20 protein-coding genes are annotated in these 25,669 nt (G+C 70.5%); 11 read left to right on the forward strand and 9 right to left on the reverse strand.

What is annotated here, in order from left to right; genetic code table 11:
- Positions 1-219: 219 nt before the first annotated feature.
- Positions 220-1,686, forward strand: coding sequence for a GNAT family N-acetyltransferase (locus ACFYZB_RS13250; RefSeq protein ID WP_388757906.1), 1,467 nt, complete (start codon positions 220-222; stop codon positions 1,684-1,686).
- Between the two features lie 400 nt (positions 1,687-2,086).
- Here the strand turns inward: ACFYZB_RS13250 and ACFYZB_RS13255 are convergent, their stop codons facing one another.
- Complete coding sequence (locus ACFYZB_RS13255) at positions 2,087-3,286, reverse strand: trans-sulfuration enzyme family protein (protein ID WP_388757908.1); 1,200 nt, start codon at positions 3,284-3,286, stop codon at positions 2,087-2,089.
- Positions 3,287-3,346: 60 nt separating this feature from the next.
- On the opposite strand from ACFYZB_RS13255, the gene ACFYZB_RS13260 reads away from it, so the two are divergent.
- Together ACFYZB_RS13260 and ACFYZB_RS13265 are read left to right on the forward strand one after the other, a co-directional pair.
- Entirely contained in the window at positions 3,347-3,832 is a 486-nt protein-coding gene (locus tag ACFYZB_RS13260; RefSeq protein ID WP_351204988.1) for an Lrp/AsnC family transcriptional regulator, read from the forward strand.
- A 51-nt stretch (positions 3,833-3,883) separates the two neighbouring features.
- The gene (locus ACFYZB_RS13265; protein WP_388757910.1) at positions 3,884-5,575 is read left to right on the forward strand and encodes a DUF885 domain-containing protein; all 1,692 of its coding nucleotides are present in this window, start codon (positions 3,884-3,886) and stop codon (positions 5,573-5,575) included.
- 10 nt (positions 5,576-5,585) lie between these two features.
- On the opposite strand, the gene ACFYZB_RS13270 is transcribed toward ACFYZB_RS13265, so the two are convergent.
- On the reverse strand, positions 5,586-6,428 hold the full coding sequence (locus ACFYZB_RS13270) for an SDR family oxidoreductase (protein WP_388757912.1): 843 nt from the start codon (positions 6,426-6,428) through the stop codon (positions 5,586-5,588).
- A 980-nt stretch (positions 6,429-7,408) separates the two neighbouring features.
- On the opposite strand from ACFYZB_RS13270, the gene ACFYZB_RS13275 reads away from it, so the two are divergent.
- The 4 genes from ACFYZB_RS13275 to ACFYZB_RS13290 all read left to right on the forward strand — a co-directional run bounded on the left by ACFYZB_RS13275 (position 7,409) and on the right by ACFYZB_RS13290 (position 11,122).
- Positions 7,409-8,086 (forward strand): hypothetical protein, encoded by a 678-nt coding sequence (locus tag ACFYZB_RS13275; protein ID WP_388757914.1) that lies wholly within the window; start codon positions 7,409-7,411, stop codon positions 8,084-8,086.
- A gap of 163 nt (positions 8,087-8,249) precedes the next feature.
- On the forward strand, positions 8,250-8,480 hold the full coding sequence (locus tag ACFYZB_RS13280; protein ID WP_351204996.1) for a ferredoxin: 231 nt from the start codon (positions 8,250-8,252) through the stop codon (positions 8,478-8,480).
- Entirely contained in the window at positions 8,470-9,861 is a 1,392-nt protein-coding gene (locus ACFYZB_RS13285) for an NAD(P)/FAD-dependent oxidoreductase (RefSeq protein ID WP_388757916.1), read from the forward strand. The genes ACFYZB_RS13280 and ACFYZB_RS13285 overlap by 11 nt, the downstream gene beginning before the upstream one ends.
- A gap of 34 nt (positions 9,862-9,895) precedes the next feature.
- Complete coding sequence (locus ACFYZB_RS13290; RefSeq protein ID WP_388757918.1) at positions 9,896-11,122, forward strand: cytochrome P450; 1,227 nt, start codon at positions 9,896-9,898, stop codon at positions 11,120-11,122.
- Positions 11,123-11,140: 18 nt separating this feature from the next.
- Here the strand turns inward: ACFYZB_RS13290 and ACFYZB_RS13295 are convergent, their stop codons facing one another.
- Positions 11,141-11,656 carry an immunity 21 family protein gene (locus ACFYZB_RS13295; RefSeq protein WP_388757920.1) on the reverse strand — a complete coding sequence of 172 codons (516 nt, stop codon included), beginning with the start codon at positions 11,654-11,656 and terminating at the stop codon, positions 11,141-11,143.
- 26 nt (positions 11,657-11,682) lie between these two features.
- Positions 11,683-12,153 (reverse strand): rhodanese-like domain-containing protein, encoded by a 471-nt coding sequence (locus tag ACFYZB_RS13300; RefSeq protein ID WP_388757922.1) that lies wholly within the window; start codon positions 12,151-12,153, stop codon positions 11,683-11,685.
- 94 nt (positions 12,154-12,247) lie between these two features.
- Here ACFYZB_RS13300 and ACFYZB_RS13305 point away from each other — a divergent pair, with 94 nt between their 5' ends.
- From ACFYZB_RS13305 to ACFYZB_RS13320, 4 genes are all read left to right on the forward strand, one after another.
- The gene (locus ACFYZB_RS13305) at positions 12,248-12,694 is read left to right on the forward strand and encodes an Lrp/AsnC family transcriptional regulator (protein WP_388757924.1); all 447 of its coding nucleotides are present in this window, start codon (positions 12,248-12,250) and stop codon (positions 12,692-12,694) included.
- A gap of 249 nt (positions 12,695-12,943) precedes the next feature.
- Positions 12,944-15,019, forward strand: coding sequence for a PrsW family glutamic-type intramembrane protease (locus tag ACFYZB_RS13310; RefSeq protein WP_388758118.1), 2,076 nt, complete (start codon positions 12,944-12,946; stop codon positions 15,017-15,019).
- A gap of 75 nt (positions 15,020-15,094) precedes the next feature.
- Positions 15,095-15,526 carry a hypothetical protein gene (locus tag ACFYZB_RS13315; RefSeq protein ID WP_388757926.1) on the forward strand — a complete coding sequence of 144 codons (432 nt, stop codon included), beginning with the start codon at positions 15,095-15,097 and terminating at the stop codon, positions 15,524-15,526.
- Positions 15,527-15,610: 84 nt separating this feature from the next.
- The gene (locus ACFYZB_RS13320) at positions 15,611-16,303 is read left to right on the forward strand and encodes a hypothetical protein (protein WP_388757928.1); all 693 of its coding nucleotides are present in this window, start codon (positions 15,611-15,613) and stop codon (positions 16,301-16,303) included.
- Between the two features lie 181 nt (positions 16,304-16,484).
- On the opposite strand, the gene ACFYZB_RS13325 is transcribed toward ACFYZB_RS13320, so the two are convergent.
- The 5 genes from ACFYZB_RS13325 to ACFYZB_RS13345 all read right to left on the reverse strand — a co-directional run bounded on the left by ACFYZB_RS13325 (position 16,485) and on the right by ACFYZB_RS13345 (position 25,645).
- Positions 16,485-20,042, reverse strand: a complete 3,558-nt coding sequence (locus ACFYZB_RS13325) for a hypothetical protein (RefSeq protein WP_388757930.1) — start codon at positions 20,040-20,042, stop codon at positions 16,485-16,487.
- Positions 19,943-20,695, reverse strand: coding sequence for a hypothetical protein (locus ACFYZB_RS13330; RefSeq protein ID WP_388757932.1), 753 nt, complete (start codon positions 20,693-20,695; stop codon positions 19,943-19,945). Before ACFYZB_RS13330 ends, ACFYZB_RS13325 begins: the two co-directional genes overlap by 100 nt.
- 67 nt (positions 20,696-20,762) lie before the next feature.
- Complete coding sequence (locus tag ACFYZB_RS13335; protein ID WP_388757934.1) at positions 20,763-23,753, reverse strand: AAA family ATPase; 2,991 nt, start codon at positions 23,751-23,753, stop codon at positions 20,763-20,765.
- Entirely contained in the window at positions 23,750-24,913 is a 1,164-nt protein-coding gene (locus ACFYZB_RS13340; protein WP_388757936.1) for an exonuclease SbcCD subunit D, read from the reverse strand. Before ACFYZB_RS13340 ends, ACFYZB_RS13335 begins: the two co-directional genes overlap by 4 nt.
- Positions 24,914-25,018: 105 nt before the next feature.
- The gene (locus ACFYZB_RS13345; protein WP_388757938.1) at positions 25,019-25,645 is read right to left on the reverse strand and encodes a YigZ family protein; all 627 of its coding nucleotides are present in this window, start codon (positions 25,643-25,645) and stop codon (positions 25,019-25,021) included.
- Positions 25,646-25,669 lie beyond the last annotated feature (24 nt).

The raw sequence follows: 25,669 nt of genomic DNA on the forward strand, positions 1-25,669 counted from the left end.
TCTGCCCTACGGCCCTTCGCAGGTCAGGCCGATTGTCAGTGGTCGCCTCTACGGTTTTCGTATGACGCGAGCACTGGATGACGACAATGCCACGATCTGGGGCCGAGCGACGCGGAGCCGACAGGACGTAGAAAATCCAACAAAACGGACGGAGCATGCTTTACCCATCGGTCACAAGCAGTTCGTGATCACGCAACACCGTTCCTTCACAGTGGCTGCATGACTCCAGAGATGTCTGATGTGACCCGGGCGAAGCACGGCCGCCCCGTACACCACTGGCGACGGGACGTCGTCGAGCTCGCCGCGCTGTTCACGGCCGTCGCCGTGGCCGACGGGGTGGCGAACCTGGTCGGGCACGGCCCGGACGGTCCCGCCCTGCTGGTGATCTCGGCGCTCGTGCTCGCCGCGACGGCCGGCTTCCACATCTGGTGGGCACGCCGCCACGGCCACGCACCGCCCGCCAGCGATACCGGCGCCCGGCCGGCCGCCGAGACGCGGTCGGCCGGGCCGTCCGGGCAGCCGGGCAACGGAACGGACGACGCGGCCGGCAGCGACGACGTGGCCGACACCGGTGCGCTGTGGCGGATGCGGACCACGGTGAAGGACGAACCCGGCTCGCTGGCGGCACTGTGCACCGCACTGGCCGGGCGGCGCGTCGACATCCTGAGCCTCCAGACCCACCCGCTCGCCGACGGCACGGTGGACGAGTTCCTGCTGCGGGCTCCGGGCGCTCTGGAGGCGACCGAGCTCACCCGGGCGGTCTCACAGGCCGGCGGGGAGTCCACCTGGATCGAGCGGGCCGACGCCCACGACCTGGTCGACGCCCCCACCCGAGTGCTCGGGCTGGCCGCGCGCACCGCGTTGGACGCCGCCGAACTACCGCTTGCGCTGCGCCAGTTGCTGGGTCGGTGCACGATCCGCTCGCTGCCCGGGACACCGGTCGGCGGGGGCCGCGGGCCCGAGCCGGTGCCGGTCGAGGGCGTACTGGAGGACACCCTGATGCGGCTGCCGGCCCCGGAGGGCGGGGTGCTCACCGTGGAGCGGCCGTATCTGCCGTTCACGCCCACCGAGTTCGCCCGGGCGCGGGCGCTGGTGGACCTCGACAACCGGCTCGGTCCACGCATCCCGCGCGGCAAGGACGTGTTGACGCTGCCCGAGGGCAACGACATCACCATCCGCCGGGCGGACACCGCAGACGTGGCCGCGGCACGGGCGATGCACGAGCGGTGCTCGCCGCGCACCCTCGGGATGCGCTACCACGGCCCGGTCGGCGACGCGGCCCGCTATCTGAACCACCTGCTCAGCCCCCGTTTCGGCCGGACGCTGGCCGCGCAGACCACCTCCGGCCGCATCGTCGGCCTCGGGCATCTGCTGTGGGACGGCGACGAGACCGAGGTCGCGCTGCTGATCGAGGACGACTGGCAGCAGCGCGGCATCGGCGGTGAACTGCTCGGCCGGCTCGTGGCGATGGCCGTGGAGGCCGGCTGCGAGAGCGTGTACGCCGTGACGCAGGCGTCCAACACCGGCATGGTCGCCGCGATGCGCGGCCTCGGCCTGCCCCTCGACTACCAGATAGAGGAGGGCACGCTGGTCATCACCGCCCGGCTGCACACCGCACGGGACGCCGCCCGGTCGCCGTACGACACCGGCCTCCGGCGCCTCGGCGGCCCGGCCCGCCGCGACTGACCCACGGCCCGGCCCTCGCCGACCTCCGTGTGCACCCCGGGCGGGCCCGGCGTCCAAGCGGGGGCCGGGCGGGACACCGGCCCGGGGCGGAGGCGGCAGCCGGGCGGGCGGCCGGGCCGGCCGACGACAAGGCTGCGGCGCCGACCCAGGGCAGAGGCCGCAGCCGGCCGGGGGCCGGTAGGGAGATGACGAGGCCGGGGTCCCGGCCCCGGGCTGCGGGGCCGGTCGCGCCCCGGCGGCAGCCGGGCCCCGGCGCGCTGACAAGACACCCGCGCCGCCGCGAATCCCCCGCCAAGGCACCCGGCGGAGGCGGCGGTGTCGGTGGCCGTCCCCCACGCCCTTCAGGCAGTGGGGGAAGTGCCGAACCTCGCGCCACGCACGGGGCGGCGGCCGGTGCCCCTCAGTGCACCGCTTCCCGCAGCGGCGCCGGCGTCCGGACGGGCTGCCCCAGCGCCTGGTCCAGGTCGGACCAGAGATCGTCGACGTCCTCCAGCCCCACCGACAACCGCAGCAGCCGGTCGCTCACCCCCGCGCCGCGGCGGTCGTCGGCGTCGACGATGCGGTGGCTGATGGAAGCGGGATGCTGGATGAGCGTGTCGACGCTGCCGAGGCTCACCGCCGGGGTGACGAGCCGGACCCGGGAGATGACCTCGTGCGGATCGCCGTTCACCTCGAAGGCGATCATCGCGCCGCCGATGCGCGGATAGTGGACACGAGCCACGCGCGGGTCGGCGGCCAGCCGGCCGGCCAGTTCGGCGGCGTTCGCGGAGGCGGCCCGCACCCGCACCGGGAGCGTGGACAGTCCCCTCAGCAGCAGATAGCCGGCCAGCGGATGCAGGACGCCACCGGTGGCGAACCGTATCTGCCGCAGCCGGCCCGCGAACTCCTCGTCACAGGCGACCACTCCGGCCAGCACATCGCCGTGGCCGCCGAGGTACTTGGTGGCGCTGTGCAGCACCAGGCGGGCGCCGTGCTCGGCCGGGCGTTGCAGAACGGGCGTGGCGAAGGTGTTGTCGGCGAGAAGGGGCACCGAACCGCAGGCGTGCGCGACGGCCCGCAGGTCGAGCTCGGCGAGGGTCGGATTGGCCGGGGACTCGACCATCACGAGCCCTGTGTCGGGGCGCAGCGCGTCGGCGATGCCGGCCGGGTCGGTCCAGGTGACCTCGGTGCCGAGCAGCCCGGCGGTGAGCAGATGGTCGCTGCAGCCGTACAGGGGCCGTACCGCGACGACGTGCCGCAGTCCCATCGCGGAGCGCGCGAGGAGGACCGCGCTGAGCGCCGCCATGCCGCTGGCGAAGGCGACCGCGGACTCGGTGCCCTCCAGGCGGGCCAGGGCGGTCTCGAAGCGGGCGACGGTCGGGTTGCCGAGACGCCCGTAGACCGGCGGTCCGACCGGGTCGGCACCGTCGGTGGCGAAGGCGTCGATGCGGGCGGCCTCACCTCGGCTGTCGTACGAGGGGTAGGTGGTCGACAGGTCGATCGGCGGGGCGTGCAGGCCCTGGCGGGCGAGATCGTCGCGGCCGGCGTGCACGGCCTCCGTGGCCAGGGCTCTCGATGCGGTGCGTACGCCGTCGTAGGCACCGGTGCTCGCTGTGTCCATGCGCGGAAGGGTGAACAGCGAACGGTTCACTGGATTCGAACACCGTGCTACGTTCGGCCAATGGCCGAATCTGTCGTACTGGATCCGGTGGATCTCCATCTGCTGCGGCTCCTGCAGAACGACGCCCGGACCACCTACCGTGATCTGGCCACACAGGTGGGCGTGGCGCCGTCGACGTGTCTGGACCGGGTGACCCGGCTGCGCCGGTCGGGCGTGATACTCGGGCACCGGCTGGAGCTGGATCCGGCCAAGATCGGCCGTGGGCTGCAGGCGTTGCTGTCGGTGCAGGTCAGACCGCATCGGCGGGAGCTGGTCGGGCCGTTCGTGGAGCGGATCCGGGCGCTGCCGGAGGCACGGACGGTGTTCCATCTGACCGGGCCGGACGACTATCTGGTGCATGTGGCCGTCGCGGACATGGCTGATCTGCAGCGGCTGGTGCTCGACGAATTCACGGCGCGGCGGGAGGTGGCCCGGGTGGAGACCCGGTTGATCTTCCAGCAGTGGGAGTGCGGGCCGCTGCTGCCGCCCGGCCACGCCCAGAGCTGAATCCCCCATACGTGGGTGACGAGGTGATCCTTCTCGTACGAGGATGGTCATATGTCTGAGACCAAGAGCCCGCTGCCCCGCCAGGTGGCAGACGCGTACGTGGACGACCTCATCGCCCTCGACCCGGTCACCGGTACCTACCTCGGTGTGAAGGAGAGTTCGAGCCGCCTGCCCGACTACTCGCCCGCGGGCCAGGCGGCCCTCGCGGAGCTGGCGCGGACCACCCTCGCGAAGCTGGACGAGGCGGAGCGGCAGCCGGGGGCGGAGACCGACGCGGAGCGGCGCTGCGGGCGGCTGCTGCGGGAGCGGCTGACCGCCGAACTCGCCGTGCACGACGCGGACGAGCACCTGCGCGCGGTCGGCAACATGGCCACGCCGGGCCACTCGGTGCGGGACATCTTCACGGTCACCCCGTCGCAGACGGACGAGGACTGGGCGGCGATCGCCGAGCGGCTGCGCGCGGTCCCGGGAGCGCTCGCGGGCTACCGTGAGTCGCTGCAACTCGGCCTGGACCGCAAGCTGTTCGCGGCGCCGCGGCCGACGGCGACGTACATCGAGCAGCTCACCGAGTGGACCGACACGGACGGCAAGGGCCGCGGCTGGTACGAGGACTTCGCCGCCGCCGGACCCCAGGCGCTGCGCCCGGAGCTGGACGAGGCGGCCCGCGCGGCGACCGGCGCCCTGGTGGAGCTGCGGGACTGGCTGCGGGACGTGTACGCGCCGGCGATCGAGGGCGCCCCGAACACGGTGGGCCGCGAGCGCTACGCGCGCTGGTCCCGCTACTTCAACGGCACCGATCTGGACCTGGACGAGGCGTACGCGTACGGCTGGTCGGAGTTCCACCGGATCCTCGGCGAGATGAAGCAGGAGGCGGAGAAGATCCTGCCGGGCGCCGGGACCCCGTGGGTGGCGCTCGCGCACCTCGACGAGCACGGCCGGCACATCGAGGGTGTGGAGGAGGTGCGGGAGTGGCTGCAGGGCCTGATGGACAGGGCCATCGAGAACCTGGACGGCACGCACTTCGAGCTCGCCGAGCGGGTGCGGAAGGTGGAGTCGCGCATCGCCCCGCCCGGCGGTGCGGCGGCCCCCTACTACACGGCCCCGTCGGAGGACTTCTCCCGCCCGGGCCGCACCTGGCTGCCCACCATGGGCCAGACCCGCTTCCCGGTCTACGACCTGGTCTCGACCTGGTACCACGAGGGCGTGCCCGGGCATCACCTCCAGCTCGCGCAGTGGGTGCACGTGGCCGAGAACCTGTCCCGCTACCAGGCGACGGTCGGCGGGGTGAGCGCCAACGCCGAGGGCTGGGCGCTGTACGCGGAGCGGCTGATGGACGAGCTGGGCTACCTCACGGATCCCGAGGAGCGGCTCGGCTACCTGGACGCGCAGATGATGCGGGCGGCCCGGGTGATCGTGGACATCGGCATGCACCTGGAGCTGGAGATCCCGGCCGACTCGCCGTTCCACCCCGGCGAGCGGTGGACGCCGGAGCTGGCGCAGGAGTTCTTCGGCTCGCACAGCAGCCGGCCGGCGGACTTCGTGGAGAGCGAGCTGACCCGGTATCTGACGATTCCGGGGCAGGCGATCGGTTACAAGCTCGGTGAGCGGGCGTGGCTGCTGGGCCGGGAGAAGGCGCGCGAGCGACACGGCGACGCGTTCGATCTGAAGTCCTGGCACATGGCGGCGCTGTCGCAGGGCTCGCTGGGCCTGGACGACCTGGTGGACGAGCTGGCCCGGCTCTGACCGCCCGGCATCAGCGCCGGAAGCCGCCTTCCGAGTTGATGACCTCCCCGGTGATCCAGCCGGCCTCGTCGGTGGCCAGCCAGGCGATGAGGCGGGCCGGGTCGTCGGGGAGGCCCCAGCGCCCGCCGGGGAACCGGGCCGCGACTGCGGCATGGGCCTCACCGGTGGCGTAACCGGTGTCCACCGGGCCGGGGTTGACGGCGTTCACCGTGATGCCCCGGTCGGCGAGCGGACCGGCCAGGGAGCGGGTGATCGAGGCGAGGGCGCCCTTCTGGAGGGCGTAGGCGATCTCGCCCGGCATGCCGCCGTCGCGGTCCTGTCCGGAGGTCATCAACACCACCCGCCCGCCGGGAACACCATCGGTCGGCCGGGCGCGTGAGCGGGCGTAGGCCTGGACGAGCAGCAGGACCGAGCGGGTGTCGACCGCCCAGTGCGCGTCGAGCATCGCTGCGTCGATCTCGTCCAGGGTGCCGTCCGAGCCGCTGAGGGCGTGGTTGGCGACGAGGATGTCCAGACGCCCGAACTCACCGACGACCGTGTCGATCAGCCGGGCCGGTTCCTCCGGGTCGGCGAGGTCACCGGGTCCGGACACGACACGGGCCCCGGGATCACCGAGCACCGCACGCACGGAGCCGACGACAGCCTCGGGACTGTCGGCGCCCCACGGCATCGCGGCGTCGTGCGGCACATGATGATGCAGGTACACGCTCGCCCCGTACGCCGCCAACCGCCGCGCCACGGCATGCCCGATCCCGGCCCGCCGACTCGCCCCGGTGACCAGGGCGGTACGGCCGCGCAGGGGCAACGGGTCGCGCCGCGGGTCTTGCGGTGCCGGGCTCTTGTTCGCAGGCATGGCGCATCACCCTAGGGGTGGGGTCGGCGGGGCGCGAGCGAATTGGGGGCGAGGCCGAGGCCAGGCACCTGGACCTGGGCCGACGGCGGACGGTGTGGGGCATGCGGATGCGAGGTCAGACACCGGGGACGCGACCGCATCGGAGAAGGGGGCGAGGCACGATCTCAGGCCAGGGCCGCACGACCACGGGCCGGGGCGAGGCCCGCGCGCTGAGGAACCGAGCGCAAGGACGCGCGTGTTGACGGGCCAGAGGCCATGCGCAATCAGGGAGCTGGTCGAAGCACATGCGCCGGGGGGCTGGGCCAGGGCGAGGCGCGCGCCGGGGAGCCGGCCGGGGCGAGGCGCGCACACAAGTGCTGGGCCCTGACCAAACCACGCACGCATGAGACCTGGGCCGGCGCAACGCGCGCAGAAGAGCCGGGCCGGGACAAGCACGCGCGCGGGAAGCTGGGCCAGGACACGACACGCGTGCACGAGGCGTGCACCTCGGCCGAGCCACGCGCGCGGAGGACCGGGCCGAGACAAGACACGCGCGCGTGCGAGCGAATGCGGCGACGACTTGGAGCATGACCGCCGGTACCGCACCCGCCGAGCCGCCTCCTCTCGACTCCGGGCCCAAGGACACCGACAGCCGACCGCCGGACCACCCCATGCCGCCCCGCCGTGGGCAGCCGTGGCGCAGGGCGGGTCGGGTGCGGTCCGGGGCTGCAGCCCCGGACCGCACCCACCGCTCCCAAAGCGTGGAGGGCTCCTCTTGCGTGGCCGAGGAAGGTCGCAGGGCCGGCCGGACCGTGACGGCCCGAGCCGGCTCACCCCTCGCCAGGGGCCACGTGTTGCTGGTGGTCCCGGCCCCGGCGCAGCCGTGGTCATGGCCGTCCCGTGCCCTTACATCGCTCCGCCGTCCGGCCGTTACCGGTGGCGGGGGCCGACGGGCAGGGGGCTAGCTGGTGGCGGAGTCGTCGCTGAGGAGGCGGGCCGGCATGCATCGGAAGGGGTCGGCGCAGCAGGCGCTGGAGGCGCCGCGGGCCGCCGGGCTGGCCGGAGTCGTGTTCGCGCTGCTGCTCGCGGCGGCGATCGTCCTGGTCCGGCTGGGGCTGCCCCAGGGAGCCGGCGCGGCCACCGCCCAGGGGTTCACCAACTCCGCGCGACGCGGCGCGCTGCAGACGGCCCTCGCGCTCGTGCCGTTCGCCGGCATCTTCTTCCTGTGGTTCATGGGCGCGATCCGGGCGCACGTCGGCGCGGCCGAGGACAGGTTCCTGGCCACCGTGTTCCTGGGCAGCGGCCTGGTCTTCACGGCCACGATGTTCGGCGCCGCCGCGGCGGCCGGTGCCGTGCTCTCGGTCGCGCACCCGGCCGGCACGGCGCCCGCACCCGCGTCCTGGGACTTCGGCCGGCACTTCGCGTACACGATGATGGTGGGGTACGCGATGCGGATGGCGGCCGTCTTCGTCTCCGTGGTGTCGGCGATCGGCCACCGTCTCGGGGTCCTGCCCCGCCGGCTCACCGCCCTGGGCTGCCTGACCGCCCTGACGCTGCTCTTCTGCTCGGGCAACGTGCCCTGGTCGGAGCTGGTCTTTCCCGCCTGGTCGCTGGTGCTCAGCGGGTACATCCTCGTGGCGGGCGCGCGCTCGCGCTCACGTCCCGCGCCTCGGGCGTGACGGATCGGCCGGGCGGGCCCGGTGCGGGCGACCCGGACGGGTTCCCCGACGGGCGATCTCGCCGTACCGGACTGATGCTGACAAACGGGACATGACCGCCGTCCGGGCATGCCGGGCGACTGGGCCGGCGCACCGGACCTGGCCACCGGAAGGCGGAGCGCCGATGCGGCTCGTCGTCGATCTCAACAAATGTCAGGGCTACGCCCAGTGCGCGTTCCTCGCGCCCGACGTCTTCGCCATGCACGGCGACGAGGCGTTGATCTACAATCCGCACGCCCCCGAGGAACAGCGGGAACGGCTGGCCCGCGCCGTCGCCGCCTGCCCGGTGCAGGCGATCAGCGCGGACGGGCTGGACGACGCGGGAGGCGTCCAGGAGGCGTCCGATGCCCGCTGACCACGTCGACTGGCTCAGGCGCGAGGGCCGGATCGTGATCGTCGGTGCCTCGCTGGCGGGCCTGCGCGCCGCCGAGACCCTGCGCGCCGAGGGCTTCGCCGGCGAGCTGACCCTGATCGGCGACGAGCCGTACGAGCCGTACGACCGGCCGCCGCTGTCCAAGTCCGTCCTGCTGGGCATGGCCTCACCGCACCGCACCGAGCTGCCGCACCGCAGGGAGATCGACGCCAAGTGGCGGCTCGGTGTCCCGGCGACCGGTCTGGATCTGGCGGCCAAGCGGGTACGGCTGGCCGACGGGGACGAGGTGGACTACGACCGGCTGCTCATCGCCACCGGGGTACGCGCCCGGCCCTGGCCCAGGGAGGAGGAGGCCCGGCTGGACGGCGTCTGCCTGCTGCGGACCCGGGACGACGCGGCCGATCTGTACCGGCGGCTGAAGGCGGGGCCGCGCCGGGTGTTCGTCATCGGTGCCGGCTTCGCCGGTTCGGAGGTCGCCTCGGCCTGCCGGGAGATGGGCATCCCCGTCACCGTGGCGGAGCGGGCGGGTGCGCCGCTGGTGGGCGCGCTCGGCGGCGTGGTGGGCGCGGTCGCCGCCGGCCTGCAGACCGAGAACGGCGTGGATCTGCGGACCGGGGTCACGGTGACCTCGCTTCAGGGCGACCCGGTCGGACGGGTACGGGCCGTCCACCTGTCCGACGCGAGTGTCGTCGAGGCGGACGTGGTCGTGGTCTCGCTGGGCTCGTTGCGCAACACCGACTGGCTGGCCGGGTCGGGGCTGGGCGCCGGACCCCGCGGGATCGCCTGTGACGCCGGCTGCCGTGCCTTCGACTTCCGGGGCATCGTCACGGACGACGTCTTCGTGGCGGGTGACGTCGCGCGCTCCCCGCACGCGCTGTTCGGCTACCAGTTCCTCTCGCTGGAGCACTGGGGCAACGCCGTCGCCCAGGCGGAGACGGCCGCGCACAACATGATCTGCCACGGCGCCGACCGGCGCCCGCACCTGTGGATGCCCGCCTTCTGGTCGTCGATGTTCGGCGTGAACATCAAGTCGGTCGGCGTGCCGCCCATGGGTGAACAGCTCATGATCACGCAGGGTTCGCTGGCCGAACGCCGGTTCGTCGGCGTGTACGGCTACCAGGGCCGCGTCATCGCCGCCGTGAGCTTCGACAACACCCGATGGCTGGAGTTCTACGCACGGCAGATCGAGCGGGGTGCGCCGTTCCCGGTGGAGTACCCGACGGTGGACCGGCGTCCCGAGGGCCGCCGGCCGGTGGCGGCCGACTTCCCCGACCCGTCGCTGCCGACCCACGGCCCCACCGTGACCCTCAGCGGCTACTCACCGGCCGACCAGCAGCTGGTCTTCCACCCCGCCCGCCACTGACCGCCGCCCGGCGCCGATGTTCCAAGGACTTGTCATGCCACAGGCCTCGCTGTCCCGCCAGATCACCGACTTCGCCAACCGCGCCAACCCCTATCCGCTGTACGAGGAACTCCGCAGGACGCCGGTGCTCCACGAGGAGGACGGCCCCTACGTCATCAGCTCGTACTACGACATCGAGGCCCTGCTCCACGATCCGCGGATCAGCTCCGACGCCGCCAATCTGGCCGCCGCCGGGGGCGACGAGCTGTCGGGGCCGGAGGCGACGGGGCTGCCTCCCAGCTTCATCCGGCTCGACCCGCCGGAGCACGACCGGCTGCGCAGGATCGCCATGAGCTCCTTCGGGCCCCCACACAGGCCGCGCCGGATCGACAGCATGCGGGGCGAGCTGGGTGAGATCGTCACCGGGCTGATCGACGGCTTCGGGGACGCACGGCAGATCGACCTCGTCGACCGGTTCGCGTACCCCTTCCCGGTGACCGTGATCTGCCGGCTGCTCGGCGTGCCGCGCGAGGACGAGCCCCGCTTCCGTGCCTGGGTCGACCCGATCGTCGCCGGTCTGGACCCCGACACCCGCACGAGCGCCGCATCGCAGCGGACCGCGCAGGAGGCCCGGTTGCAGCTCGGCATGTACCTGAACGGACTGGTGGAGCAGCGCGCCCGGGAACCTCGCGACGACATGCTCTCCGACCTGGTGAACAGTCGCGGTCCGGACGGCGCCATGACGACGATGGAAGTGCTCAGCACAGCGGTGCTGCTCCTCATCGCGGGCCACGAGACGACCGTCAACCTGATCACCAACGGCATGCTGACGCTGCTGCGCCACCCGGAGGTCCTGGAGCGGCTGCGCGACGACCCGGGCCTGTCGGTGCGGATCGTGGAGGAGCTGCTGCGTTACGAGCCGCCGGTGCAGATCGTGCCGCAGCGCACCTGTATCGCCGACATCGAGCTGCGCGGGGTCACCATCCCCAAGGGCTCGCGCATCTGGCTGATGCTGGCCGCGGGAAACCGCGACCCCGAGCGGTTCAAGGACCCCGAGCGCTTCGACCCGGACCGCGAGGACATCCAGCACCTCGGGTTCGGCAGCGGCATCCACAGCTGCTTCGGCGCTCCGCTGGCCCGTCTCGAGACCCAGATCGCCCTGTCGGAACTGGCCCGGCGCCTGGAGGGTCCCCGTCTGGTCGAGGACCCTCCGCCGTACCGGCAGAACGCGGTGCTGCGCGGTCCGAGGCACTTGAACATCGCGTTCGACGGCCTGCGTTGACGGCCCCCGGCGGTCCGGTCAGGGGCTGAGCCGCCGGAGCTGGACCAGGCCGAGCCAGGTCTCCGGGCCGGGCTGGGCGTACGCGGCGCGCACCGCGTAGGAGCCCGGCTCCAGGGGGATCCGCAGGTGCTCCTGGTGGGCGGCGGTGCCGCCCGGCCAGGCCGAGTCGAACAGCAGCACCGGGCCGGGCACCCGCCAGTGCACCTCGCTCCCCCACACGGCGGCGTGCAGGGCGGCGGGGACACCGGCGAGGAGCTCCGCCTCGGAGTTGGCGGCGGACCAGCGTACGAAGGTGGAGTGGTCCGGCAGGTACGAGGTGGAGGCGGGTTCCTCGCCGAACACCAGGGCCGCGCTGTCACCGACGGGCAGCAGACCGATGTGGCCGTCGACCTCGCACGCCCGGTCGTAGTCGGTGTCGAGTTCCTCGCTGTCGGCGCCCGCCCAGAACGGCAGCACCGTCTCCGGGACGGCTATCAGTGGGCCGCCGCCCGATTCCACCCACTCCAGCGCGCCTGGATCCGCGTATCGAGCCATGGGCAGAGAACCTACACGGGCGCCGGTCAGCAGCCGCACTCGCCTTCGACGGGCGCGGTCAGCGGGTCCGCGTTCCGCTGTTGCGGCCCCTGCCAGCTCTCGTAGGCGAAACCCTCGCGCACCCAGTACTCGAAGCCGCCGAGCATCTCCTTGACCGGGTAGCCGAGTTCGGCGAGGGCGAGGGCGGCGCGGGTGGCGCCGTTGCAGGCCGGACCCCAGCAGTACGTCACCACCGGGACGGACTTGTCCAGGAGCCGCTCGGCCTGCTCGGGGATGAGCGCGGTGGGCAGATGGACGGCGCCGGGGATGTGGCCCTGGTCCCAGGACTCGGTCGAGCGGGAGTCCACGACGACGAAGCCGGGGTCACCGCCGGCCGCGAGCGCGGCGGCCACGTCGGAGACGTCGGCGTGGAAGGCCAGGCTCGCCCGGAAGTGGGCGGCCGCCTCGGCGGGCGGGGCGGGAGGGACGCGCAGGACGGGGTTCTCATCGGTGATCATGGTGAAGAATCTACGGTCGGAGCCCCGCTCCCTGAAGGGGAGATCCCCGGCGCTCCCCTTGTCCACGCCGGGATTTCCCTGCTATCCATCCGGGATGACCGTGTATTCCCCGGACGCCACCGACTGGCGCATACTCGAGGTCCTCCAGCGCGAGGGCCGGGCCAGCTATGCCGAGCTGGCGCGGGCCGTCTCCATGTCGCCGAGCGCCGTCACCGAACGGGTCCGCCGGCTGGAGGAGGCAGGTGTGATCCAGGGCTACGCGGCGGTCGTCGACCCCGAGCGGCTCGGGCTGCCGATCCTGGCGTTCGTCCGGCTGCGCTACCCGAACGGCAACTACAGGCCGTTCCACGACCTGGTGGCCACAACCCCCGAAATCCTGGAGGCGCACCACGTGACGGGCGACGACTGCTTCGTCATCAAGGTCGCCGCACGCTCCATGGCGCACCTGGAGGAGATCTCCGGAAAGATCGGCGCGCTGGGCTCGGTGACCACCAGCGTCGTGTACTCCTCACCGCTGCCCCGGCGCGCGCTGGGCCGCTGACCCGGTCAGACACCCCGCTGCCGCAGCGTCGACCCCGCTCTCTCCCTGTACAGCCTCACCGCCAGGTTGATCCGGCGTTGCGTACGGAGACTTCTCAGCATCGGAATTGGAAGGATTTGCATCCTCCCCACGGTCGCCTAACCCAGGCTCTCAATTCGCTTGCTGTGCGGCTAGTTGACTCCATAGCATCAGGTTCACTGTCGCGAATCGATGGTTGTTCCGGTGCGTCGGGGGCCTGGTGTGACGTTGATGATGACGGTGGCGGCCGTCTGGGGTGTGCTGCAACTGTTCGCTGTTTCCTGGCCGACCCGCTCGGTGCGCTTGTTGACCGTGCTGCTGGCGCTTGCCCTGGGGGTGTACGGGTGCGGCGTGGCGACTGCGTTGGTGGAGTTCGCCTATACCCGTCTCTACGCGCACCAGTCGGGACAGTCGCTGGTGACGGTGGTGGACACCACCAGCTACACGGTGGCGCCCTGGGTGGAGGAACTGATCAAGGTTTCCCCTCTCCTGCTGGTCGGGTTGAGTCTGAAGGTGCGCCGCCAGTGGGGGCTGACCGACTTCACGGTGCTGGGTGCGGCGCTGGGGGGCGGGTTCGGTCTGCTGGAGGCGGTACTGCGGTACGGCTTGGACGCGAACCGGGCGATCGCCCGCGGTGGGGGCTGGATCATCCCGGACAGCTTGTCTCCGCCTTACGTGCCGGGTCTGGGGCAGGTGTTGACGGCGTGGCTACCAGCGCCGTTCAGCCAGTTGGACATGCTCGGTCCACCGGCCACCGAAACTTTCTCCCATCTGGTGTGGACGGCTATGGCCGGCTTTGGGGTCGGGCTGCTGTGGCGTGCACGAAGTTGGCTACGCCTGTTCTCGGTGGTCCCGCTCGCGGCCGCTGCCGCGTATCACACGGTGAACAATTACGCGGTCCAGAAACCCACCAGCCAGGCCGCGCACTGGCTTGAATCTCTGAACGGGCAGGCGTGGGCGGCGCCACTGACATGCCTGGCCATCGCCATGGTCGTCGACCTGCGCCACATCTACCGCGGCAAGCGCATCGTGCCGGGCCTACTGCTCACTTCTGAACGCGTCGACGGCGACAGCGCGGGAGCTCTGCTGCGGTACGCCGTCTGGCGTCCGCCATGGAGCCTGCTGATCGTCCTGCGCTATGTCAGGCTGCGGCGCTCCCTGCTGTACGCCGCCGCGTCAGCACCCCCCGCCGACACCGAGGAACTGCGTCGGGTGACCGCCGGGATCATCGCTCGGATGGACGCATCCGACAACCCGCACGTATGGCGGGGGCTGTACGTCCGCGGTCTGCTGAAGGCGGCCCGAGCAGCCCGTGGTTCCCGGGAGCGGTGGCTCCTAGTGATCCCGTGCGTGCTCGTACTGCCTTCGTTACTGTTCCTGGGTATCGGCTCGTTCACCTCGACTGCCGGTCTCCAGAAGTTCTTCAGCACCGGCTCAGGGCCGAGGATCCTCATGGGCTTCGGTATCGCCGCCCTGGCCTGGATCGCCTACCAGCTCACCACCCTGCTTCGTGCCTGGCGGACGGCGTCGGCCCAGCCCACGGCGGAACTGCTGGCGGTTCACCGCTTCCGTCTCGGTACCGCACTGGGTTCGGCCACCACCGGCGCACTCCTGCTGTGGCGTGGCTTCGGCGACGCCGGCCCCGGCGGCAGGGCGATCCACACGTTCCACCTGCTCGACGCGCTGAACACCTTCCTGGTCTATCTCGGCTTCGCCCTCCTCCTGCTCTCCCTGCTCGCCCTGTTCCCTCCCGGAGGCCTCGCGCTCGCCGGAGGCGGAGTGGCCGGCGCCCTCACAGCGGAGTCCATCGCCAATGCCGCCATCCTCGGCACGGCCGGGATCGTCCTCATGGCAGCCGGCGCGCGAGGGGACGGCATGTCCGGGCAGGGGGCGTCATCTTCGGGTGAGCCGCCTCGGAGCGGGCCGGAGGGGAAGAGCCGCGGAAGGATAGCGCAGGAGAGCGGAGATTCCTATGAAGACTTTCTCATGGAGAAGCTCGGTGGCACTCCGGGTCCCGATGGAAGGCCCGGCTTCAAAACTGGTGGTCGCCAATTTGACGGGCAATACACCGACCCGACGACCGGCAGTGAGACCTGGTACGAGGCGAAATCAGGCCGCTACTGGGACAGGGTGAACTCCAACGAGAAGGAAATGTTGAGGTTCAAGTCGAAGCTTGGCGATGCACGGCGAATTGCGCGTGAGAACGGCGCACAGTTTGGCTTGATATCGGAAAACGAGATACCGGACAACATCATCTCGTTCCTGAATCAGAAGGGGATTCCCTGGAGGGTCATTCCCCGGGGGTAGAATTGTACGGATGCGGTTTTCTGCCCGGCATCTTGACTCACCCAAACAGACGCAGCGCAAGGAAAGGTAGGCGTGATGAGTACGGACGTAGAGTTCGATTTCAGCATGTCTCAAGAAGAGTCAATCCCGAACATCATTGCTGCGGCCGAGGCGGCCGGATGGAGGTTCGAGGATGGCGAAAATCTGGCATACGTGACCGACACTGACCTATTCGAATGGTTCGCCGTGACGAAGAATGTAAGAGAAGAGGTGGTGCGTGAACTGGAGTCGGTACGCGTTCAAGGTCATGCCTGCGGCTTCATCATGACGCACCGAGAGGGCGACGCCGGCTGTATTTTCATCGTTGCCGACTCAGGGAAGTCCCTACTAGTCACACCGAATAAGAACATGGTCCCACGACAAGGGATGGAACGATTCGCGGACGGCGAATGGTACCTTGGCAAGCTACTCCCCATGTTTACCGGACTTCCGCTGGTTTCATATTCTCACTCCCAGGAATTGACATAGCCTTGCCGACGCACTGCGTGAAATCCCTACTTTCGATGACCTGCAGGGTTTCCCGCTACCGAAGGGGCACGGGCTGAATCGACCATGACCTGGACCTACTGCGAGCAGTGGAACAACCTGTACACCGCTGTCGCCTCCCCCGATGACCACTCCGCCGCGACACTGCGCGTGAAAATGCGCCTGGAAACCGGGTACACCTCAGTCATTTTCATGGATGCGCATGGCCGCGACACCCTCGACCATACATTCACCCTTATCAATGGCTCTCTCTTCCTGGAGACAGCGACCTCATACGATTACGGTGATTCACAGGAGCGCGGCGGATATGCAGAAGCGGAACGCACGGAATCCTACGGGTTCACCACCGATGGTCACGGCATTGACGTCACCAGCAACTGGGAGTCGGTTCCGAACTTCGGTGCCTACGATGCGTTGATCCGACGCGACCGCGCTGGCTGTCCCGTTGTGCGCTGCGACGAGTTCCACTCGGCCAGGACCGTAGGACAAGTCCCGCTAGACCAGGAATCCAACGAATGGGAGGCTGATCGGCAGGAGGATTCCTACCGCGGTTATCAGCATTCCTCTCGCCACCGCCCCCTTGGACCCGACCTTAGTGGCCAGCATGACGACGACGACAAGGTAGGCCAGCACAAAAAGCATGCCGGGAAAGAGTACGCAGAACAGTGCGAATGGCAGGAATATACCTCCCGACGCGACCATCATGGACATTTTCCAGGATGTGTTCTCCGCAGCTTTTACGCACAAGCAGGACACTAGCGCGATATAGAGGAGAAAGAAAAAGACATAGACATATATTCCACCATATCCGCCCACAATGCACACCATTTTCTCTGGAAGTTGGAGGGGGGAGATTTCTCCCCCCTCCTACGCCCACCACCGCAAGGTGGGGGAAAGTCTCCTTCCCGAGCTTGCGAAGGGAGGAGAACACCTCAAGACGCTACTGCGTGAGGTTGACGCCGAACTCCTCGACGGGGTCGTCGCAGTGGAAGACCAGAGACGGCTGGTTCCCGGGACCGTCTCCGATGAACGGCACGGGGGGCTTCACGTTCCACGGGTTGCCGCCGCTGCCGCGGTTCTTCGCGTCGCACCGCATATACGCGTTGCCGTCGACCGACTCCATGCCTGGGATGTTGGAGAAGTCCTTCCAGTCGCCTGCGTGGACCCGGTGGTTCGATGGACGGCCGAGGTTGTCGGTCATCTGGTCGTCGACGTACACGTACAGGTCGGGCATGTAGCTCTGGAAGACGAGCCCGTTGGACGAATCGATGTCCTTGTCCTCTTGCAGGTGCATCGGCTTGATACTGCCGTCGGCGCAGAACGCGCCGGCGATGTCGTGCCAGATGGGAGGAGCGTTACCAATCAGGCTGCCGAACGTGTTGGCGTCGCCGCTGTTCTTGAAGAACATCGAGTAGACGTCGCCAGCGAAGTTACGCACCGCGTAGTTCGTCTTGAGGCTGGAGTTGATCTCGTCCACCCATGCCTTGACATTGTCGTTGACGTACTTGTGGGCGATCATCGACCGGTAGCCGTGGACACCGCCGCCGACGGCCCGGAAGTCCACGCACTGCTTCGCGCTGTCCAGGCGGGCGGCCCGGAAGTGCGGGAAGTAGGCCTGGCCGGGGGTGTCGCCGTCCGTGTACGGGTGGGCTTCCTGGACGTTGCCGTATTCGAGCGCGTCCTGTGTGGTGTAGTCGATGTCCGGCGCCGTGATCCCGTAGTCCGCCTCGATCGCCTTCATGATCTTGGTGACGAAGTACGGAAGGTGCGCGTTGCCGACACGGGCCTGGTAGCTGGAGCCCACACTCCCGTCGACTATCTTCCCATCCTCGCCGATGACGAACGTGACCCCCACATCTGACTTGATCTTGTAGCTGTTGGGGTCCTGGAACGCCTGCGATGCTGGAAGTGACGTGTTGGGCCGCGGGTTTGCCATGCCCATCCACACCGGAACCGACATCGCGGGAGCGGACCCGTCAGCAGTGGGCTTGAACCCGCCGGCCTTGATGTCCTTGTACCACTCCTCCGCCGCGTCCCAGGTCTTCTGCCCCGTGCACTCGCCCTCTGCCTGCGGCGTGGTGCAGCGCGCCTCATTCGTCAGACCACTCGCGTCTGCCCCGGAGTTGTCCCAGCGCGGTCCTTGATAGGCAAGCCCCATGGCCCAGTCGTACAGGGCCACTTCCGACTTCAGCGGACTGGCGTTGAGCTGTCCTGCCGCCCAGCCAGGGTCGAGTTCCTGGTTCGGGTCGAAGACCGACGCGGCAGTCAGGGTGCGGTGGACAAACGTGCCCTTGATCGGCTTGAACGCCACGGAGTTCCACGCGATGTCATCGTCGCCAGTGCCGGTCTTGGTGTAGTTCGTCGGGGTCACCTTCGGCGTAGAGGTGAACTTGTGGGCGCCGAGTTGCACCCATTTGCCGTTGTTGGCGTTCTGGTCGACGACCCGGGTGTAGGGGCCGCCCTGGGCTCCGCTGATGGTGTACTGGGCGTTGCGGGTCTGCGCTCCGGTGTCCGGGATGTACGCGTACACGGCTGCCAGGTCGTAGGACTTCCCGGCGGTCCACTCGCCCTTGATGGTCATCCGGTTGTTGTCGCCTCCCAGATGGTTATCCTTGCGGGTGTGGGTGTACCAGAAGTGCCCGCCGTCTCCGCCGCCGATGGAATACAGGTCCGCCTTCGCCTCGTAGTGCTTGTCCCAGTCCGGATACAACGTGAACCGGAACTGACCCGTGGAGGACGCCTTCCCGCAGTCCGACCAGGTCTCTGTGCCGTTCGGGATCGAGGTGACGACGTCGGACCCCGCCGGCTGCGTGCCGCATACCGGGGTGCCGTTCTTGAGCCGGTATCCACGCCCTGGCTCGGCACGCAGGGTTGCGTATTTGATGTTCTCGTTGCCGCAGGTGGTGTCGCAGTCCTTCTTCCAGGTGGCGTTGGGCTGGTTCCGCCAGAACTGCTTGTAGCAGTCCTCGTCCGGACAGTCGACCGGGCTGGACGGATTGCAGTTGTTGTGAGCGTTGCAGAACGTGTCGAGCGGTGGCGAGACATGCGCCCGGTTGTACGGCGCGTTGCCTTCCACCGTGGCGGGCAGGTTCGTGCCGTTCCAGTAGGCGGGGCGGAACCCGGCGGTGGCGAATCCGGACTCGCCCTTCCAGTCCTGCCGGCCGTCGGTGCCGTAGGAGAATCCGGTGTCGATGGACCAGGCGGCCCAGCCCATCACCTTCTCCTCGTACGGCCAGTACTGCGGGTGTGCGGCGTCGGTGATGTTGTTGGGGTCCAGGTCCACGTTCATGAAGGGGTGGTCCCAGGCGCCCTGCTTGTACAGGGGATTGGCCGGGTTGTTGTACCAGCCCAGGCCCCAGTGCCCGCCGTTCTTCGAGGCGGCAGACTTAGGGTTGAGGCCGAGGTTGTAGTTCCAGGCGGCGGTGAACCAGTTCTCCACCTTGGCAGCGTTGTCGTTGTTGACGGTGACCTTCTGCCCGTCGGTGTGGACCTCGTTCCATTTGTCGGCGAGGATCTTCATCGACGCGGCGATGTTCGTCGCGTAGTCGATCGCGATCGCCTTCTGCAGCTTCGGGTCGAGACTGGTCTCGTTGGGCTTCTCGTGTCCCATCAGCCGCATGCCGTCGGTGACCTGGCCGACACCGTATCCGCAGTCGGACTTGTTCCAGTTGATGCGCCAGTAGCCCAGCAGGGTGTCCTTGGCGTCATGCCCGTAGTAGCCGTCCACGGCTGCCAGCGGGTTGCCCATCTGGCCGGGGATCGCGCCGGATTCGGCCTGCCACAGGTTGGACTCCTGCGCCAGGATGCCCAGCATCACGTTCGCGGGGATCTGCCCTCCCCCGTTCAGCTGGGGACGCGGGAACAGGCCCTGCGGGTCGATCGTGCCCAGACCTGCCCGCGAACGCCAGCCGCCCTGGGTGATCCACTGGGAGCGGAGCTGGTTGCGTACCGCCATGTTCACGGCCCATTCGACCTGGTTCGGCGTCGGCTGCAACGCCTGGACGCTCATGTCGTTCCGGGAGACGGAACACCACCGGTCGGTATCCGTGGGATCGTTGGAGACGTCATCCTTCACCCGGCTCACACCGCGCGGTTGGGACGAACCGGCAAGTGCCGGAGAGAGCACGTTCCCGTAACGCGGCTGGACCAGTGTGACGTGCTGGGTGAGCTTCTTCCCCGTGTCCGCGGCCGTGGACCTGATGACCGTGGTGGTGTCCTCCACCGCCGACTGCGGAGCCTGCCCGGACCGGTTCCGTACATCGGCCTGCGGCTCGTCGGCCTTCGTGAAGCCCTTTCCGGCGGCCTGGATGCGGGTCAGTCCGGCACGGATTCCCAGTGTGAGTACAGGCTCGACGGCCAGCCGGCCGTGGGAGGAGACGTCGGTGTCTGCCGGAACGTTCAGCCGGCTGACACCGCTGCCTCTCGTCCGGTCCGTGCCAGGGTGCCCGGTAAGGAAGACGCTTCCCTCGGCACCGGAGACCAGGTCGAGGTCTGCCAACGGCCCGGCTGCCACAATTTCCGGTTTGCCGTGCCGGTGAACACCTTTGCCTGGCCGGTTGTGGTGCCCTTCCGGTCCATGAAGCTGGTCTTTCCGCCGGGCATGGGCCGGATGTCGAACGGAATGCTGTCGCCGTGGGCAAGCTTGCGGATCCGGCCGTTCTTGCCGACCTGCACCAGGTCCTGGCCCAGGCCGGCCACCACGCCGTCGTTTACCGGAGCCGGAGAGGAAACCTGTCCCCGTAGCTCGCCACTCTTGTAGAGCGTCTTGCCGGCCATGTCCACCGTGATGACACGCGTCCGCAGCTTCGATGCGTCGTTCATCTCGCGGTACTGCGTGAACGCGGCCGTGTGCGTGACGGTGTTGCAGGACGGGTCGAAGTAGGCGAGTGTCCCGGTGAACGGGAGCTTCGTCACGTCACCGGTGCTGGTGTTGATGATCGCCGTGAAGGCACCGCCCTGCATCAGGTCCGGTTTGTTCGTGAACGACCGGGGCGCATACACAGCAGCCACATGGTCGCGGTCCATCACGCATGTGTTGCCGATCCACGAATCAGCTGGCATACCCGGCTCGGACAAGGCCGCGGCGGTCTTCCACTGGTAAGCGTCGGATTCGTCCGCGACAAGAATCTTGAACCATGTCGCGTCGGCCACGCCGGTGGCCACCCGGTCCGTGGATGTCTTCCACCCGTTACCCAGGCTATGGTCCGGATCACGATCCTCACACACCCCGCTGCTTTAGCGTCGACCCCGCTCTCCCCTTCACGACCTCCAGCTGCGCGTGGATGCGCCGCCGCAGGTCGGGGACGTGGCTGACGATGCCGACGCTGCGGTCGCGTTCGCGCAGGGAGTCCAGGACGTCGAGGACCTCGTCCAGGGTCTGGTCGTCGAGGCTGCCGAAGCCCTCGTCGATGAAGAGGGTGTCGAGGCGGACACCGCCGGCTTCGTCGGTGACGACGTCCGCCAGGCCGAGGGCGAGGGCGAGCGAGGCGAAGAAGGTCTCGCCGCCGGACAAGGTGGCCGTGTCGCGTTCGCGTCCGGTCCAGGCGTCGACCACATGCAGCCCGAGCCCGCTGCGGCCGCGTCCGGTGCGGTCGTCGGAGTGGACGAGGGTGTAACGGCCGGACGACATGCGCTGCAGCCGTGCGGTCGCGGCGGCGGCGACCTGCTCCAGACGAGCCGCGAGCACATATGACTCCAGGCGCATCCTGCGGTCGTTGTCGGCGGAGGTGCCCGCGGTGAGGGCGGCGAGGCGGGCGACCCGGTCGTACTCCTCGCGGAGCGGGGCGAGCCGGCGTACGGCCTTGGTGGCACCTGCGGAGAGGCGGTCCAGCTCGGCGCAGCAGCGGGCCGCCGCGTCGCGTGCGGACGCCGCCTCGCGCAGCCGGTGTTCGGCCGCGGCCGCCGCGCGCTCGGCGGCGGGCAGGTCGGCGGGCGGGTGCTGGGCGGCGGCCGCGGTGTCGGCCTCCGCCAGTACCGCGCGTACGGCGGCCTCCTCCGCCTGCCAGGCGTCCAGGCGGTGTTGCAGCTCGCGGTGGGCCGCGGCGTCCAGGAGGGCGGCGGCCGCGGCCTGCGGGGTGTCGAAACCGGCGCGGTAGGCGGCGTCGGCGAGGCGGGCGTCGGCGTCCTTCAGGCGCTGGGCCGCGTCCTCGGCCGCGCGTACGGCGTCGGCGGCGTCGGTGAGCAGCGCCGCCTGCCGCTCCAGCTGCGCGGCACGGGCGGCCACGCTGCCCAAGTTGCCGCGCGCCTTGGCCAACTCCGCCTCCAGCTGGGCCTGTTCGCGCTCCAGCGTCTCACGCCGGGTGAGCCGGGAGGCGGCCCGTACGGCGGCCTGCTGGCGGTCGGCGAGGCGCCGCTCGTGCTCGTGCTCGGCGTGCCGCAGTTCCTCGTGGGTGGCGTGCAGCGCGGAGGCGGCGCTGCGGGCACGGGTGTACTCCTGCTCCAACTCGACGGCGTCGGCTTCGAGTTGCGCGGTGGGCGTGTCGCCGGCCTCGGCCGTGGCGGCGGCCAGGGCCGCACGGACGCCGCCGAGCCGCCGTTCGTCCTCGGTGTGCTGCTCCTCGGCACGCTGGTACGCGGCGAGGGCCCGGTCCTCCGTCTCGCGGTCGACGTGTCCGGCGACCTTGCGGGCCGGCGCCGGGTGTTCGGTGGCTCCGCAGACGGCGCAGGGTTCGCCGTCGGTGAGGTGGGCGGCCAGTTCGGCGGCGATGCCGCTCAGCCGCTGTTCCTTGAGGTCCAGCCAGTGGGCGCGGGCGTCCAGGGCCCGCTGCTCGGAGGCGGCCGCTGTGCGCCGGGCCCCCTCCAGGTCGGCGGCCAGCCGGTCCCGGGTGCGGGCCGCGTCGAGGCGCCCCTGCATCGGTTCCCGCCGGACGGCGAGCTGTTCGGCGCGGGTGGCGGCCTCCTGGGCGGAGTCGACGCGGGACCGCAGCGCCGTCCGGGTGGCGTCCCACTCGGCGAGCCAGGCCTCGGCCTCGCGGAGCACGTCCTCGTCGGCGCGCTCCTGGCGGTCCAGCCCGGCGCGTTCCTCGGCGAGCTCGGCGAGCCGCCGCTCGGCGCGCCGGGCCGCGTCCAGGCCGCCCAGCTCCTCGGCGGCCCGGCGGGCGGCGGCGGCGAGTCCGGCCGCGCCCGCGTCGGCGTAGGAGCCGGGGAGCATGCCACGCGTGCGTGCCTCGGCCGCGGCCGCCCTGTGGTGCTCCTCCTCGGCGGCCCCGCGCAGTTCCAGCGCGGGCGCGACCGCCTCCGCCTTGCGGGACCGCTCCATGCGCCGCTGGGCCTCCTGATGGGCGCCCGCCCGCTCCTGAAGCCGCTCGGCGCGCTGCCGGGCCTCGGCGAACCGGCTCTGCAGGCGGGCGAGTTCGCGTACGTCGTCCAGGGCGCGCCGGGTCGCGGCGTGGGCCGACTCGGCGGCGGTGAGCCGGCAGTGGGCGACGGTGAGGCGTTCGCGGGCGGTGGCACGGGCGACGGCGGCGGCGCCGAGGACGGCGTCGGCCAGGCCGGGATCGCCGGGGGCCAGATCGGGCAGCTCCATGGCGTCGCCGGCCTCCTGCTGCATGCGGTGCGCGTCGGCGAGCAGGGCCGCATCGCCGTCACGCACGCGTGCCTCGGTGGCGCGGCGGCGCTCGGCGAGGCGCCGTTCGACGTCGGCGAAGCGCTGGGTGTCGAAGAGGCGGCCGAGCAGCCGGCCGCGGGCCTCGGCATCGGCACGCAGGAAGCGGGCGAAGTCGCCCTGGGGCAGCAGCACGACCTGGCAGAACTGCTCGCGGCTCATGCCGAGCAGCTGGGTGATCTCCTCACCGATCTCCTGGTGGGAACGGCTGCGGTCCTTCCAGACACCGGCTCGGGTGTCGTATTCGCGCAGCCAGGTCTGGGCCTTGTCGACGGTCGTGCCGGCGCCGCGCAGTTTGGGCCGCTCCCAGGGCGGCTGCCGGGTGATCTCGAGGCGGCGGCCGGCGACGGTGAGGTCGAGGCGGACCTCGGTGCGGGTGCGCGGCTGGGCGTGGTCGCTGCGCAGGCCGATGCCCTGACCGCTCTGCCGGGCGCCGGGGACCGCGCCGTAGAGGGCGTAGCAGACGGCGTCCAGGACGGAGGTCTTGCCGGCGCCGGTGGGGCCGTGCAGCAGGAAGAGCCCGGCGGCGGACAGGGCGTCGAAGTCGACGCTGTGCGCGCCGCCGAAGGGCCCGAAGGCGGTGATGTCGAGCCGGTGCAGCCTCACCGGGCCACCTCCCGCACGGCGGCGTCGGCGCGCACGGCGTCGAAGGCCTCGCGCAGGACGGCCGCCTCCCGTGCGTCGGGCCCGGCGCCGCGCACATGGGCGACGAAGTCCTGGGCGATCTGGTGGTCGCTGCGGCCCGCCAGGCGGCGCGCGTACGAGACGTCGGGGTCGTCCGGGGCGCGCTCGGGGGCGAAGACGAGGCTGAGGGTGTGCGGGAAGCGCTCGGCGAGCCGGGCCATGGGGTCGGCCGGGCGGACCGGGTCGGTGAGGGTGGCCTCGACCCAGGCCTCCTCGTGGCGGGTCAGCGCGGGATCGCCGAGGAGGCCGTCCAGCGTGCCCCTGATACGGGCCAGCGGGCGCGGCACCGGGCAGTCGACGCGCTCGGCGGATACGGAGCCGTCGGCGCCGAGGTCGACCAGCCACATGCTCTTGCGGTGGTCGGTCTCGGAGAAGGAGTAGGCGAGCGGGGAGCCCGAGTAGCGCACGCGCTCGGTGATGGTCTGGCAGCCGTGCAGATGGCCGAGCGCCACGTAGTCGACGCCGTCGAAGACCCCGGCCGGTACGGCGGCGACCCCGCCGACGGTGATGTCCCGCTCGCTGTCGCTGGTCCGGCCGCCGGTGACGAAGGCGTGGGCGAGGACGACCGAGCGGGTGCCGGGCGCGCGGGTGGCGAGGTCGGCGCGGACACGGTCCATGGCGGCGGTCAGTACGGCCTCGTGGCCGGGCCGGTCCACCGCGAATTCGTCCTTCACCAGGGCGGGTTCGAGGTACGGCAGGCCGTAGAAGGCGACCTCGCCGTGGCTGTCGGCCAGCACGACCGGAGTGCCGGCCGCCGACGGCTCGGTGCGCAGGTGGATGCCGGCGCGGCCGATGAGTCCGGCGCCGACGCCGAGCCGGCGGGCCGAGTCGTGGTTGCCGGAGATCATCACCGTGGGCACGCCGAGGTCGGCGAGGCGGTGCAGGGCGTCGTCGAACAGCTCGACCGCGGCGAGCGGTGGCACCGCACGGTCGTACACGTCGCCCGACACGACCACCGCGTCCACCTCGCGCTCGCGCACGGTGGTGACGAGGTGACCGATGAACTCGGCCTGGGCCCCGAGCATGTTCACCCGGTGGAAGGCCCGGCCGAGATGCCAGTCGGACGTGTGCAGGAGTCTCATGATCCCCGAGACTAACGGCCGGGTCTGACATCACGGGCGGTTACTCCCGTATCATCCCGGCACAATCGGTCAACTTTGCGGTTTTGCCCGAATTGATGCGCAGTGTCAGGCATCTCCGTAGGCCTCGCCGCCCAGTTCGACGCCTGCCGTGCCCGCCGTCACATCGGCGAGCCAGGCGCGGAAGGCGTCCACGTCGGCGTCCGGCAGGCCGATCTCGATGGTGACCGCCTCGCCGTAGTGCACGTCCCGCACCTCGCGTCCGGTGGCGCGCAGGTCGTTCTGGACCTTGCCGGCACGCTGGTGGTCCACGGTCACCGTGGCCAGCCGGAAACGGCGCCGGGTGAGCGTGCCGAGGGCGTCCAGGGCCTCGCCGACCGCGCCGCCGTAGGCCCGGATGAGTCCGCCGGCGCCGAGCTTGACGCCTCCGTAGTAGCGGGTGACGACCGCGACGACGTAGCGCATCTCACGGCGCAGCAGCATCTGGAGCATGGGGACGCCGGCGGTGCCGCCCGGTTCGCCGTCGTCGCTGGCCTTCTGCACGGAGGCGTCGGCGCCGATGACGTACGCCCAGCAGTTGTGGGTGGCGTCGGCGTGCTCCTTGCGCACGGAGGCGATGAAGTCCTGCGCCTCCTGCTCGGTGGCGGCCGGGGCGAGGGCGCACAGGAAGCGGGAGCGGTTGATCTCGGTCTCGTGCACGCCCGCGCGGGCGACTGTGCGGTACTCGTCCTGCATCCCGTCAGCCTATGCGGTGCCCGG

It is taken from the genome of Streptomyces sp. NPDC001852 (genome assembly GCF_042891825.1).
In the GTDB taxonomy this organism is placed as follows: Bacteria; Actinomycetota; Actinomycetes; order Streptomycetales; family Streptomycetaceae; genus Streptomyces.

Coding starts and splice junctions, on each gene's coding strand:
- ACFYZB_RS13285 (WP_388757916.1), top strand. CDS start 8,470: ATGCCCGCTGACCACGTCGACTGGCTCAGGCGCGAGGGCCGGATCGTG.
- ACFYZB_RS13340 (WP_388757936.1), bottom strand. CDS start 24,913: ATGAGACTCCTGCACACGTCCGACTGGCATCTCGGCCGGGCCTTCCAC.
- ACFYZB_RS13300 (WP_388757922.1), bottom strand. CDS start 12,153: ATGATCACCGATGAGAACCCCGTCCTGCGCGTCCCTCCCGCCCCGCCC.
- ACFYZB_RS13275 (WP_388757914.1), top strand. CDS start 7,409: ATGCATCGGAAGGGGTCGGCGCAGCAGGCGCTGGAGGCGCCGCGGGCC.
- ACFYZB_RS13250 (WP_388757906.1), top strand. CDS start 220: ATGACTCCAGAGATGTCTGATGTGACCCGGGCGAAGCACGGCCGCCCC.
- ACFYZB_RS13315 (WP_388757926.1), top strand. CDS start 15,095: ATGAGTACGGACGTAGAGTTCGATTTCAGCATGTCTCAAGAAGAGTCA.
- ACFYZB_RS13295 (WP_388757920.1), bottom strand. CDS start 11,656: ATGGCTCGATACGCGGATCCAGGCGCGCTGGAGTGGGTGGAATCGGGC.
- ACFYZB_RS13310 (WP_388758118.1), top strand. CDS start 12,944: ATGATGACGGTGGCGGCCGTCTGGGGTGTGCTGCAACTGTTCGCTGTT.
- ACFYZB_RS13255 (WP_388757908.1), bottom strand. CDS start 3,286: ATGGACACAGCGAGCACCGGTGCCTACGACGGCGTACGCACCGCATCG.
- ACFYZB_RS13345 (WP_388757938.1), bottom strand. CDS start 25,645: ATGCAGGACGAGTACCGCACAGTCGCCCGCGCGGGCGTGCACGAGACC.
- ACFYZB_RS13320 (WP_388757928.1), top strand. CDS start 15,611: ATGACCTGGACCTACTGCGAGCAGTGGAACAACCTGTACACCGCTGTC.
- ACFYZB_RS13260 (WP_351204988.1), top strand. CDS start 3,347: ATGGCCGAATCTGTCGTACTGGATCCGGTGGATCTCCATCTGCTGCGG.
- ACFYZB_RS13290 (WP_388757918.1), top strand. CDS start 9,896: ATGCCACAGGCCTCGCTGTCCCGCCAGATCACCGACTTCGCCAACCGC.
- ACFYZB_RS13265 (WP_388757910.1), top strand. CDS start 3,884: ATGTCTGAGACCAAGAGCCCGCTGCCCCGCCAGGTGGCAGACGCGTAC.
- ACFYZB_RS13305 (WP_388757924.1), top strand. CDS start 12,248: ATGACCGTGTATTCCCCGGACGCCACCGACTGGCGCATACTCGAGGTC.
- ACFYZB_RS13270 (WP_388757912.1), bottom strand. CDS start 6,428: ATGCCTGCGAACAAGAGCCCGGCACCGCAAGACCCGCGGCGCGACCCG.
- ACFYZB_RS13280 (WP_351204996.1), top strand. CDS start 8,250: ATGCGGCTCGTCGTCGATCTCAACAAATGTCAGGGCTACGCCCAGTGC.